This is a genomic window from Mesorhizobium sp. CU3 (assembly GCF_006442965.1).
GTDB lineage: Bacteria > Pseudomonadota > Alphaproteobacteria > Rhizobiales > Rhizobiaceae > Mesorhizobium.
The window spans coordinates 125,722-137,663 of sequence record NZ_VFWX01000020.1; the positions used below are offsets into that span (position 1 = coordinate 125,722).

Below are 11,942 nucleotides of genomic sequence, written 5' to 3' on the forward strand. Positions count from 1 at the left end.
AAGACATGAAATCCATCCTCAAGCCGCTCCTGATGGTCGCCGCGATGGCGGTAGGCATAATTTCCGTCGCCACCTTGCCTGCTCGGGCAACCCTCGAGCTCAATGTCAACAAAGGCAATGTCGAGCCGATGCCGATCGCCATCCCCGACTTCCAGGGAGGGCTTGGTCCGCAGATATCGGAGATCGTCACCGCCGATCTGAAACGCTCGGGACTGTTCGCGCCGATCGACAAGGCCGCCTTTGTCGAGAAGATCACGAACCCCGATGCCGCGCCGCGCTACGAAGACTGGAAGGTCATTAACGCGCAGGCGCTGGTGACCGGCAGCGTCAGCAAGGAGGCCGACGGACGCATCCGCGCCCAGTACCGGCTTTGGGATATTTTCGGCAACCAGCAGCTGGCCGGCGAACAGTTTTTCGCCAACGACGCCAATCAGCGCCGTGTCGCGCACATCATCGCCGATGCGATCTATGAGAAGATCACCGGCGAAAAAGGCTATTTCGACACGCGCGTCGTCTTCGTCGACGAATCCGGCCCCAAGAATGCGCGCAAGAAGCGGCTTGCCATCATGGATCAGGACGGCGCCAATGTTCGCTACCTCTCCGACGGCCGCGCCATCGTGCTGACGCCGCGCTTTTCGCCGAACCGTCAGGAAATCACCTATATGTCCTATGAAAGCGGGCAGCCTAAGGTCTACCTGCTGCAGATCGAAACTGGTCAGCGCGAGTTGGTCGGCAATTTTCCGGGCATGACCTTCGCGCCGCGCTTCTCGCCGGACGGCCAGAAGGTGATCATGAGCCTGCTGCGCGACGACGGCAATTCCAACATCTTCGCCATGGATCTGAGAAGCCGCTCGACCACGCGACTGACCGATTCGACCGCGATCGACACCTCGCCCTCCTATTCGCCGGACGGCTCGCAGGTCGTCTTCACCTCCGACCGCGGCGGCGGCAGCGGCCGCTCGCAAATCTATGTCATGGGCGCCGACGGCTCCAACCCGCACCGCATCTCCTTCGGCGACGGCGTCTATTCGACGCCGGTCTGGTCGCCGCGCGGAGATCTCATCGCCTTCACCAAGCAGAGCGGCGGCGAATTCCAGATCGGCGTCATGAAGACCGACGGCTCGGGCGAGCGCATCCTGTCTTCCGGCTTCCAGCAGGAAGGCCCGACCTGGGCGCCCAACGGCCGGGTGCTGATGTTCTTCCGCGATTCCGGCGGCGGGCCGAAGCTGGTCTCGGTCGACCTCACCGGCCGCAACGAGCAGCCGATTCCGACGGCGAACTATGCGTCGGACCCGGCATGGTCGCCGCTGCTGGAATAGTGTCGCATTTGTCCAAAACCCCTAGAAAAGAGGCCTTTCGGGCCTCTTTTTTCACAAGCCGGTCGCGTTTTGGCCGCATTTCCGCCTACGGTCCGCGCGCAATGTGAGCCCCGTAAAAACGGCCGCGGACGGCGGCTCTAAACCAATCATTAACCGTGTTTCTTGAATGCCGGTTAACCCAAACGTGGTTACTGGGTGATCAACGAAATCACTCGAATGCGAAGGAGAGGCGGCATGGGCCGTATCGCAGCACTTACCCGCAACCCGGCAATGATCGCGCTCGTGGCAGCGCTTGCCATCACCGGCTGCGCCTCGAAGAAGAACCTGAACAGCCCTGGCGATCTCGGCCTCAATGGCGCCGGCGCCGCCACGCCCGGTTCCGCGCAGGATTTTACCGTCAACATCGGCGACCGCATCTTCTTCGACACCGATTCCGCCTCGATTCGCGCCGATGCGCAGACCACGCTCGCCCGCCAGGCGCAGTGGCTGAACCAGTACCGCCAGTATGCCATCGTCATCGAAGGCCATGCCGACGAGCGCGGCACGCGTGAGTACAATCTGGCGCTTGGCGCCCGCCGCGCCGCCGCCACCCGCGACTTCCTGGTCTCCAAGGGCGTCTCCGGCAGCCGCCTGAAGACGATCTCCTACGGCAAGGAGCGCCCGGTGGCGGTCTGCGACGACATCTCCTGCTGGTCGCAGAACCGTCGCGCCGTCACCACGCTGTCGGGCGCCGGCTCCTAAGACCGGGCTTTGCTTCCTGCGCCCGTTCGGGCGCGGCGTCGCGGGCGACAAAAATACAACAGTTGGACATGAAAGGCGGCCGCTTGGCCGCCTTTTTCATTTGCGACGGTCCGAAACAAAATTTGGCCGAAGTCTCGCGTCCTGCTATGAGCGCGAGGGCGCTTGCTCCCACTGTTTGATTTGGAAAGGCGCATCAGGCCAACCATTCCACCGCGAGAGATAGAATGCATTTCAGAACGGTCCTGAGCGGCACGCTTGCGCTGCTCATCGTATCCAGCCTCCCGAGCCTTGCCGCTTCGGCCGACAATGCCGGGCAGGCTTCCGACAGCGGTTTCTCCTTCCATCTGCCGACGCTCGGCATTTTCGGCGACAAGAAGAAGCCGGAAGCGGCGCAGGTGGCGCAGCAGGACGGCGCCGGCATGACGGGCCTGGAAGACCAGCTTCGGCAACTGAACGGCAAGGTCGAGGAGCTCAACTTCCAGATCCTGCAGATGCAGGAGCAGATGCGCAAGCAGCAGGAAGACAACGAGTTCCGCTTCCAGCAGCTCGAAGGCGGCACGCAGGGCGCGAAGCCCGCCGGCCAGAAGAAGTCCGAAGCAGTCCCACAGGACGGCAGCACCAGCGTCGGCCAGGCCGCCACCGGCGACAATGGCGCCAGTGACAACGGTACCGACAACAGCGTCGCCGAGGCTCCGGCGACGCAGGCTCCGGCCGATACGGGTGCGCAGAATGGCGGCAAGACCGTCGGCGATGTCATCGTGGAATCGCAGACAGGCGACCCGGGCAAGCTGATCACCGGCGCGCCCCCGAAGAATTTCGGCACCATCACCGTCGACAAGAACGGCAACGTGATCAATGCCGATCCGCAGGCGAGCGCGCCGGCGGATTCACCGGCGGCCACGGCGAGCGCTCCTTCCGCCGAAACGCCGGCGAAGAAGAACAAGAGCGGCGAAACCCAGGTCGCGGCGTTGCCCACCACCAACAGTCCCGACGAACTCTACCGCAACTCCTACCAGTTCATTCTGTCGGGCGACTATCCGACGGCGGAGCAGGGTTTCCGCGATCACATCTCGCGCTTCCCCAAGGACGCGAAGGCGGCCGACGCGCATTACTGGCTCGGCGAGTCGCTGCTCGGCCAGCAGAAATACCGCGACGCCGCTGAAGTCTTCCTGGCCGCCAGCAAAGACTACCCGAAGGCCAAGAAGGCGCCCGATATGCTGCTCAAGCTCGGCGTGTCGCTGGTCGGCCTGAAGCAGAACGACGTCGCCTGCGCCACCTTCAACGAGATCGGCAAGCGCTACCCCGACGTTTCCGGTGCGCTCAAGGAACGCATCAAGCAGGAAAAGGCACTGGCCTCTTGCTAGTCTCTCGTGCATGTCGTTGTCTCGAAACCGGGATTTTTTGAGCGACATGCGTTGATGCTCGCGATCGAGCCAGAGCTTACCGACCGCCTTTTCTCGACCTTCGATTTTTCCCGCGGCGCCGTTGCGGCCGTGTCCGGCGGCAGCGACTCGACCGCCCTTCTCTTTCTCCTCAAACAACACATGGATCGCAACATGCCGGCAGCCAGGCTGCTCGCGGTGACGGTCGATCATGATCTGCGGGCCGGTTCCGCTGCCGAGGCGCAAGCCGTCGCGGCACTCTGCGCGGAACACGGCATCGCGCATCGCACGCTTATCTGGTCGGGCGACAAGCCCGCGAGCGGCCTGCCGGCGGCGGCGCGCGAGGCACGCTACCGGCTGCTCGCCGATCTCGCCTTACGCGAAGGTCTCGGCCTGATCGCGACCGGCCACACCGCCGACGACCAGGCCGAGACGGTACTGATGCGCAAGGCCCGCGACGACGAATCGCATGACGCGGGCCGCGGTCTCGCCGGCATGGCGCCCGCCACGCTGCATGACTGGCGGGCATGGATCGCGCGGCCGCTGCTTGGCATGCGGCGCGGCGCGCTGCGCGAGATGCTGATGCGGCGCGCTATCGGCTGGATCGATGACCCGACCAATGTCGACCCGCGTTTCGAACGGCCTCGCATGCGGGCTTCGCTTGCCGGCCGCAATGGAGAAGGCCGCATCGGGGAAGCGCTGGCCGAGGCCGGCGAGGCCGCCGTCCGGCGCGAAGCGATCGGCTGCCGCGCCGCCATGCTGATCGAGACCTTTGCTTGCGCGCCGGCTCCCGGACTCGTGCGCCTCGACGAAGGTTTCGCCGACTGCGAAGACGCCGAGGCGGCCATCTATGGGCTGCGCATTCTACTCGCCACTGTCGGCGGCGCCGCCTTCCTGGCCGACGATGCGCGCTGCCGGTCGCTGTTCGCCCGCCTGCGGTCCGGCCCGCTTCGCGCCACTTTGTCGCGGAGCGTCGTCGATGGGCGCCGCATCGGCATTTTCCTGCGCCGCGAGGCCCGCAACCTGCCGGCCGCCGCTCCCCCGGTCGAGAATGCGCTTTGGGACGGCCGGCGGCGGATCACTTTGGGCGACAACGCGGCCGGCTTGGTGATCGCGCCGCTGGGCTCAGCCGCCGTCGGGAAGGCGCCCTTCCGCGAGGATGTTCCGCCCAGTCTTGCGCGCGCGGCGCTTGCCGCGGAGCCGGCGCTGTGGGCAGGTGGCGAATGCCTTGATTTTACTGGCGGCGGCGCTCTCCGGCAGCCGGTCTCGATCATGCCCGCCGTCGCCCCTTTCGCCCGCTTTCTGCCGTCCTTCGACCTCAGGCCGGGGGCCGCCGTGGCGGCGCTCGTCGGCGCGCCGCCAATGCCCGCACCGCCATTCGGCGGCCACGATGCCAATTCAGGCTGGGCGAAAGCTTAACCGATCCGCGCTGTTTGGCTTGGCAAGGGGAGGCGCTCTCCCTATGTTAGGCCCAAGCTTCCTCAATCATCGCGTGTCCGCATGCGGACGCCAACGGGACAATAGATGAATCCGAACTATCGCAACCTCGCGCTCTGGGCGATCATAGCGGTCCTGCTCATCGCCCTGTTCAATCTTTTCCAGACGCCACAGACGCGCGGTGCCACGACCGATATCCCCTATTCGCAGTTCCTGCAGGACGTAGGCTCCGGCCGGGTCAAGACGGTGACCATCACCGGCGCCCGCATCTTCGGCACCTATTCCGACAACGCCAACGGCTTCCAGACCTATTCACCCGGCGATCCGTCGCTGGTTTCCAGGCTGCAGGACAAGAACGTCACCATCACCGCCAAGCCTGAAACCGATGGTTCCAACTCGCTGTTCGGCTACCTGATCTCGTGGCTGCCGATGATCCTGATCCTCGGCGTGTGGATATTCTTCATGCGCCAGATGCAGTCGGGCTCCGGCCGCGCCATGGGCTTCGGCAAGTCGAAGGCCAAGCTTTTGACCGAAGCGCATGGCCGCGTCACCTTCCAGGACGTCGCCGGCGTCGACGAGGCCAAGGAAGATCTCGAAGAGATCGTCGAGTTCCTGCGCGATCCGCAGAAGTTCCAGCGCCTCGGCGGCAAAATCCCGCGCGGCGTGCTACTGGTCGGTCCGCCCGGCACCGGCAAGACGCTGCTTGCCCGCTCGGTCGCGGGTGAGGCCAACGTGCCGTTCTTCACCATCTCCGGTTCGGACTTCGTCGAGATGTTCGTAGGTGTCGGCGCCAGCCGCGTGCGCGATATGTTCGACCAGGCCAAGAAGAATGCGCCTTGCATCATTTTCATCGACGAAATTGACGCCGTCGGCCGCCATCGCGGCGCCGGCCTCGGTGGCGGCAATGACGAGCGCGAGCAGACGTTGAACCAACTCCTGGTCGAGATGGACGGTTTCGAGTCCAACGAATCGATCATCCTGATCGCCGCCACCAACCGGCCCGACGTGCTCGACCCGGCGCTGCTCAGGCCCGGTCGCTTCGACCGCCAGGTCGTGGTGCCGAACCCCGACATCGTCGGCCGCGAGAAGATCCTCAAGGTGCATGTGCGCAACGTGCCGCTGGCCCCCAATGTCGACCTCAAGGTCATCGCGCGCGGCACGCCCGGCTTCTCCGGCGCCGATTTGATGAACCTCGTCAACGAATCCGCGCTGATGGCGGCGCGCCGCAACAAGCGGCTGGTCACCATGGCCGAGTTCGAGGACGCCAAGGACAAGATCATGATGGGCGCCGAGCGCCGCTCGTCGGCGATGACGCAGGCCGAGAAGGAACTGACCGCCTATCACGAGTCCGGCCATGCCATCCTGGCGCTCAACGTGCCGACTGCCGATCCGCTGCACAAGGCGACCATCATCCCGCGCGGCCGCGCGCTCGGCATGGTCATGCAGCTGCCGGAAGGCGACCGCTATTCGATGAGCTACAAATACATGATCTCGCGGCTTGCGATCATGATGGGCGGCCGCGTCGCGGAGGAGTTCAAGTTCGGCAAGGAGAATATTACCTCCGGCGCCTCCTCCGACATCGAGCAGGCGACCAAGCTGGCGCGCGCCATGGTGACGCGCTGGGGCTTCTCCGACAAGCTCGGCCATGTAGCTTATGGCGACAACCAGGAAGAGGTATTCCTTGGACATTCGGTGGCGCGCACGCAGAACATCTCGGAAGAGACAGCCCAGATCATCGACGGCGAAGTGCGCCGGCTGATCGACGAGGCCTATTCGACCGCCAAGGCCGTGTTGACCAAGAAGAAGAAGGAATGGATCGCGCTCGCCGAAGGGCTGCTCGAATACGAGACGCTGTCCGGTGAGGAGATCAAGCAGCTGATCGCCGGCAACAAGCCTGCCCGCGACCTGGGCGACGACACGCCACCCAGCCGCGGCTCGGCCGTGCCGAAGGCCGGCACCGGCGGCCGCCGCAAGAAGGGCTCTGAGCCCGAAGGCGGCATGGAACCGCAGCCGCAAGGGTGAGGGCCGGCAATCGCTCCAAACAAACGCCGCGGCTCAAACCGCGGCGTTTTGCTTTTGGGGATCGAGGAGGGCTGCCGGCTTACATGCAACGATGGCGATTGGCGAAAGCCGGTGTGACGGCCAATCTTCCCCCTCGTGGGGGAGATGCCCGGCAGGGCAGAGAGGGGCGCTGTCCCGCCGACCTTTCTTCGTCATCCTCGGGCTTGACCCGAGGATCCATGCCATGACTGTCGCCGGATGGCGCAACGGCGCAGAATTCTGTAACCGCTGCAAAGCCTTAACGTCACGGCATGGATTCTAGGGTCTGCGCGCGTCGCTCCGCTCCTTGCTCCGCCCTAGAATGACGAACGCAAAGTAGCGCTCCTTCGCGCCCCCTCTGTCCTGCCGGACATTTTTCCCACGAGGATGGAGATCGGCAGCGTCACCGCCGGCGCTTCCCTGAGCACGTCTTCTCCCGCATTCCCCAAAAAAAGGCCCGAGCATCTTGCGATGCGCGGACCTTGTTCAGGCAATACGGACTAACCGATCAGCTCTTCAGCTTGGCATTGCAGAGGCTGTAGTAACCGCCGCCCTTCTGAATCCAGCGAAGGCCGTTCAGCGTACCCGCCTCCTTGTTTTCGTGGTAACCCTGCAGGCAGGTCTTCATCCGGGCCTTCGCGGGCTTTTCGGTGTTGAACTCGGCGGCGAGGGTGGTCGGGAATGTCACGCCCGCCGGCGCTACAGTGGGGGCGACCGCCGCGCCAGTTTCCTTTTTCTGCTGCTCCGCGGGTTTGACCGTATCCGCGCTGGCACTCTCTGCGGCGGACGTCGCACATTTCTCCTTGCGAAAAGCGGCCCAGTCCATGCCGTTCAGAGTACCGCCTTCCTTGGCTGCACGATAGGTCTCGCCGCATTCCTTCATCGTCATTGCGCTTGCAGGTGCGGCGTTGGAAGCGACCACTGCCGTCACTGCCAACGCCGCCAATTTCAAACTGAACATAAGACCCTCCTGATTGAATAATTTCGACGTCTCTTTGTGTACTGTTTGTTCCCTATATGTTCAACAAGAATCTTGGCGGCCACCGATAAGCCTGGCGGGCAGTGGGAGAGAATCGATGATGCCGGCAGTCCCGCGATATGCAGGTGCGAGCAAGGCCTCGGGCGTCTTCGCGCGCAAGAAAAGCCCGCGCATCTTGCGATGCGCGGGCTTTTTGTCTTCGAACAATTAGCCTATCAGCTCTTCAGCTTGGCATTGCAGAGGCTGTAGAAGCCGCCGCCCTTCTGGATCCACTTCAGGCCGTTCAGCGTGTTGGCGTCCTTGTTGGCATAATACTGCTCGAGGCAGGTATGCATGCGGCCCTTGCCCGGGTTTTCGTTGGCGAATTTCGGCGAGATCGCCTTCGGGAAGCTCACACCCTTCGGCGCGACGGCCGTCGGCTTGGCCGGCTCGCTGGTGTAGGTGGCTTCCGTCGGAGCAGGCACGGTGTCGTCATCATCGGCCCCAGCGCCGCACTCGGCCTTGCGGAAGTCGTTCCACTTCATGCCCTTCAGCGTGTTGGCCGTCTTGGCGGCTTGGTATTTGGTGCTGCATTCGGCCATGGTCAGGCCCTTGCCGCTGTCGGCAGCCGCGGCAGCGGTCTTCTTGGCGGGCTTGGTGTCGGTGGCCGGCGCGGTGGCGGCGGCTGCCGTGGCGCCCGGGCCGCATTCGGCCTTGCGGAAGTCGTTCCACTTCATGCCGTTCAGCGTGCCGGCGGACTTGGCGGCCTGGTACTTGGCGCTGCACTCCTTCGAGCTCAGGCCCTTGGCGGCGTCGTCAGCGGCGGCGGCCGCTTTGGTCTTCTTGGCTGGCTTGGTGTCGGCGGCCTTGGTGTCGGTGGCTGCCTTGGTGTCTGTCGCGGCTGACGCATCGCTGCCGCACTGCGCCTTGCGGAACTGGTTCCAGGTCTGGCCGGCAAGCGTGCCGGCGTCCTTGGCCGCGTTATACTTGGTGCTGCACTCCGCCATGGTCAGCGCATTGGCCGGCGCCGCCAGGAACAAGGTTGCGACGGCGATACCCGTCAAGGTTGCAATTTTATGAATAAGCATGGCGTTTTCTCCCTATTCTGCCGCCAATAATTGTCCCTATGCCGAATCAATAGCGCTCAATGTCCGGTTGCGCCAGATGCTTCCTTTGTGGACAGCGTCACAAAGTGTGTTGTTCTCGATAAGGTGATGAATTGCTTCGAGGTTGGCCGCGACCCAAGCTTTGCCGGTGGATTGCGCGGCGGAAAGGCTGGCGCTGGCAGGTTTAGTGCCGCTATTGAGAGAGGTCGCGGCAGGTCGTCGAATCACTTGCACCGCCCGCGAAAATGATTTTCTACGGATTGGTAATATATATACGCCAAATTTGATGATCGGACGCGGCCCAATTATGGCAATACGGGGCGGCTGAAAAACCGACGGGGACTGTATCAGGCATGGCAGGTCAGTATTTCGGCACGGACGGTATCCGCGGACGCGCCAACAAGTTTCCGATGACGGCCGAAGTCGCGATGCGGGTCGGCATGGCCGCCGGGCTTTCCTTCCAGCGCGGGAATCATCGTCACCGCGTCGTGCTCGGCAAGGACACGCGGCTTTCGGGCTATATGATCGAGAACGCCATGGTGGCCGGCCTGTGCGCCGCCGGCATGGACGTGTTCCTGCTCGGCCCGATCCCGACGCCGGCGGTGGCCATGCTGGTGCGCTCGCTGCGCGCCGATATCGGCGTCATGATCTCGGCCTCGCACAACCCCTATTACGACAACGGCATCAAGCTGTTCGGCCCCGACGGCTACAAGCTTTCCGACGAGATCGAGGAGCGCATCGAGGGCATGCTGGACAAGGATGTCGAGATGGCGCTGGCCGATTCCGATGGGCTTGGCCGCGCCAAGCGCGTCGACGGCGTGCATGACCGCTACATCGAATTCGCCAAGCGCACGCTGCCGCGCTCGATGTCGCTTTCGGGCTTGAGGATCGTCGTCGACTGCGCCAACGGCGCTGCCTACAAGGTGGCGCCCGCCGCGCTGTGGGAACTGGGCGCCGAGGTCATCGCGATCAATGTCGAGCCGAACGGCTTCAACATCAACAAGGAATGCGGCTCGACCCATCCAGCCGGCCTGCAAAAGAAGGTGCACGAGGTGCGCGCCGATATCGGCATTGCGCTCGACGGCGACGCCGACCGGGTCGTCATCGTCGACGAGAACGGCGCCATCGTCGATGGCGACCAGATCATGGCGCTGATCGCCGAATCCTGGCAGCAGAGCGGGCGGCTGGCGGGTGGCGGCGTCGTCTCGACGGTGATGTCCAATCTCGGGCTCGAACGCTTTCTCGGCGACATGAAGCTGCAGCTGCACCGCACCAAGGTCGGCGACCGCTATGTGGTGGAGCACATGCGCGCGCATGGCTTGAATGTCGGCGGCGAGCAGTCCGGCCATATCGTGCTCTCTGACTTCTCGACCACCGGCGACGGCCTGGTCTCGGCGCTGCAGGTGCTGGCCTGCATCAAGCGGCAGAACCGCCCGGTCAGCGAATTGTCGAAGAAGTTCGAGCCGGTGCCGCAGCTTCTGAAGAATGTCCGCATCTCAGGCGGCAAGCCGCTGGAAGAAGCGCCGGTCAAGGCGGCCATCGAAGAGGCGCGCAACCGGCTCGGCAAGGCCGGCCGACTGGTCATCCGGCCTTCGGGTACCGAGCCGCTCATCCGCGTCATGGCCGAAGGCGATGATCCGCAGCTGGTCGAGGCGGTGGTCAACGATATCGTCGGCATCATACAGGAAACCCGCAGCGCCGCCTGAGGTGAACTGATATCAGGTGATGCCGGACTGCGAATAGCGGCTTCCTGCGCGTCACGTGCTCACGTACTTTAAGTACGCTCCGCTCCGGTTCTCGGAAACCACCATTCTCGACGCGGCCCGACCTGAATCTCAAATCACCTTGGTCCGCAAGCTGGACTGATCAGCCCGCCACCCGGCGGGCTTTTTCTTGCGTGGGCGGCAACGGGCTACCATTACAAATTGTATAGATTCGTGGTTAATCGGTACGGTTAAACGGCTTTTAACCTTTGCAATTCATTATCCACACCCGAGGTCAATCATCTTCGGGCGGTGTCGTCCCGAGGCTTCTCAGGGGTGACAACATGTTGAGTACAGCAAGAATGACATTGCTTGCCGGGCTGCTTGCGGGGTTCACGGGCCACGCATTCGCCGCCGATATGCCGCAGCCGGTCGAAGAAGCTCCGCCCCCGGTTGTCGAGGCGGCGCCCGCCAGCGTCGGTGGCAACTGGTATATCCGCGGCGATCTCGACTATCATTGGTCGCGTTTCGGCGGCGGCGATTACATCACCTACGGTGCCGCGCCTCAGATCCAGGGCAGCTTCGCCACCGGCAGCCTCAAGGGCGCCTTCTCCGCCGGTGCCGGCATCGGTTACCAGATCGACGACCACTTCCGCACGGACCTGACGGGCGACTATCTGTTCAGCTCGGACTTCCATGGTTCGACCGACGGCTTCTGCGGTCCTGCGCCGCAGACCCCTTGTACCTCGTCCGACACCTCGTCCTACTCGGCGCTGCTGCTTCTGGCCAACGCCTATGTCGATATCGGCACCTGGCATGGTGTTACGCCCTATGTCGGCGCCGGCATCGGCGGCGCCTGGGTCAAGTGGGATACGCTGCACAACAGCGATCTCGACGGCGACTTCTACCATCAGGGCGGCAAGGGCTGGCGCTTCGCCTATGCCCTCATGGCCGGCGCTTCCTACTGCCTGACCGACCGCGTCAAGCTGGATGTCGGTTATCGCTACAGCCATATCAACGGCGGCAAGATGTTCGAATACGCCTCGGACAGCAATGTCGGCCCCGGCTACGACCGCGGCATCAACGTGCATGAAGTGCGCGGTGGCCTGCGCTACGAGTTCGGCGGCCAGTCCTCCTGCGCCCCGCCGCCGGAGCCTTATCAGCCGGCACCGGAGCCGATCTACACCAAGTAGTCGCTTCATAGGTCCCTGAATGTCGAAGCCGCCCCGCCCCCGCCCGGGGGGGGGAGGGTTTTG

The 11,942-nt window shown here is 63.8% G+C and carries 9 protein-coding genes; 7 read left to right on the forward strand and 2 right to left on the reverse strand.

Features of this window, described 5'->3' with window-relative positions:
• Nucleotides 1-5 precede the first annotated feature (5 nt).
• The 5 genes from tolB to ftsH all read left to right on the forward strand — a co-directional run bounded on the left by tolB (nucleotide 6) and on the right by ftsH (nucleotide 6,901).
• Nucleotides 6-1,319: a Tol-Pal system beta propeller repeat protein TolB gene (gene tolB / locus FJ988_RS25995; protein ID WP_140821343.1), complete on the forward strand. Its 1,314-nt coding sequence runs from the start codon at nucleotides 6-8 to the stop codon at nucleotides 1,317-1,319.
• A 234-nt stretch (nucleotides 1,320-1,553) separates the two neighbouring features.
• Nucleotides 1,554-2,060 (forward strand): peptidoglycan-associated lipoprotein Pal, encoded by a 507-nt coding sequence (gene pal / locus FJ988_RS26000; RefSeq protein ID WP_140821346.1) that lies wholly within the window; start codon nucleotides 1,554-1,556, stop codon nucleotides 2,058-2,060.
• Between the two features lie 224 nt (nucleotides 2,061-2,284).
• Nucleotides 2,285-3,424 (forward strand): tol-pal system protein YbgF, encoded by a 1,140-nt coding sequence (gene ybgF / locus FJ988_RS26005; protein WP_140821348.1) that lies wholly within the window; start codon nucleotides 2,285-2,287, stop codon nucleotides 3,422-3,424.
• A gap of 54 nt (nucleotides 3,425-3,478) precedes the next feature.
• Nucleotides 3,479-4,861 (forward strand): tRNA lysidine(34) synthetase TilS, encoded by a 1,383-nt coding sequence (gene tilS / locus FJ988_RS26010; RefSeq protein WP_140821350.1) that lies wholly within the window; start codon nucleotides 3,479-3,481, stop codon nucleotides 4,859-4,861.
• Nucleotides 4,862-4,966: 105 nt separating this feature from the next.
• A complete protein-coding gene (gene ftsH / locus FJ988_RS26015) occupies nucleotides 4,967-6,901 on the forward strand; it encodes an ATP-dependent zinc metalloprotease FtsH (RefSeq protein WP_140821352.1) in 1,935 nt (644 codons plus the stop codon).
• A gap of 526 nt (nucleotides 6,902-7,427) precedes the next feature.
• On the opposite strand, the gene FJ988_RS26020 is transcribed toward ftsH, so the two are convergent.
• The gene (locus FJ988_RS26020; protein ID WP_140821354.1) at nucleotides 7,428-7,880 is read right to left on the reverse strand and encodes a hypothetical protein; all 453 of its coding nucleotides are present in this window, start codon (nucleotides 7,878-7,880) and stop codon (nucleotides 7,428-7,430) included.
• A 233-nt stretch (nucleotides 7,881-8,113) separates the two neighbouring features.
• Nucleotides 8,114-8,965, reverse strand: a complete 852-nt coding sequence (locus FJ988_RS26025) for a hypothetical protein (protein ID WP_140821356.1) — start codon at nucleotides 8,963-8,965, stop codon at nucleotides 8,114-8,116.
• A gap of 371 nt (nucleotides 8,966-9,336) precedes the next feature.
• Between FJ988_RS26025 and glmM the strand changes: the two genes are divergently transcribed.
• Together glmM and FJ988_RS26035 are read left to right on the forward strand one after the other, a co-directional pair.
• Nucleotides 9,337-10,689: a phosphoglucosamine mutase gene (gene glmM, locus FJ988_RS26030; protein WP_140821358.1), complete on the forward strand. Its 1,353-nt coding sequence runs from the start codon at nucleotides 9,337-9,339 to the stop codon at nucleotides 10,687-10,689.
• A gap of 341 nt (nucleotides 10,690-11,030) precedes the next feature.
• Nucleotides 11,031-11,879: an outer membrane protein gene (locus tag FJ988_RS26035; RefSeq protein WP_140821360.1), complete on the forward strand. Its 849-nt coding sequence runs from the start codon at nucleotides 11,031-11,033 to the stop codon at nucleotides 11,877-11,879.
• Nucleotides 11,880-11,942 lie beyond the last annotated feature (63 nt).

Coding starts and splice junctions, on each gene's coding strand:
- tolB (WP_140821343.1), top strand. CDS start 6: ATGAAATCCATCCTCAAGCCGCTCCTGATGGTCGCCGCGATGGCGGTA.
- pal (WP_140821346.1), top strand. CDS start 1,554: ATGGGCCGTATCGCAGCACTTACCCGCAACCCGGCAATGATCGCGCTC.
- ybgF (WP_140821348.1), top strand. CDS start 2,285: ATGCATTTCAGAACGGTCCTGAGCGGCACGCTTGCGCTGCTCATCGTA.
- tilS (WP_140821350.1), top strand. CDS start 3,479: ATGCTCGCGATCGAGCCAGAGCTTACCGACCGCCTTTTCTCGACCTTC.
- ftsH (WP_140821352.1), top strand. CDS start 4,967: ATGAATCCGAACTATCGCAACCTCGCGCTCTGGGCGATCATAGCGGTC.
- FJ988_RS26020 (WP_140821354.1), bottom strand. CDS start 7,880: ATGTTCAGTTTGAAATTGGCGGCGTTGGCAGTGACGGCAGTGGTCGCT.
- FJ988_RS26025 (WP_140821356.1), bottom strand. CDS start 8,965: ATGCTTATTCATAAAATTGCAACCTTGACGGGTATCGCCGTCGCAACC.
- glmM (WP_140821358.1), top strand. CDS start 9,337: ATGGCAGGTCAGTATTTCGGCACGGACGGTATCCGCGGACGCGCCAAC.
- FJ988_RS26035 (WP_140821360.1), top strand. CDS start 11,031: ATGTTGAGTACAGCAAGAATGACATTGCTTGCCGGGCTGCTTGCGGGG.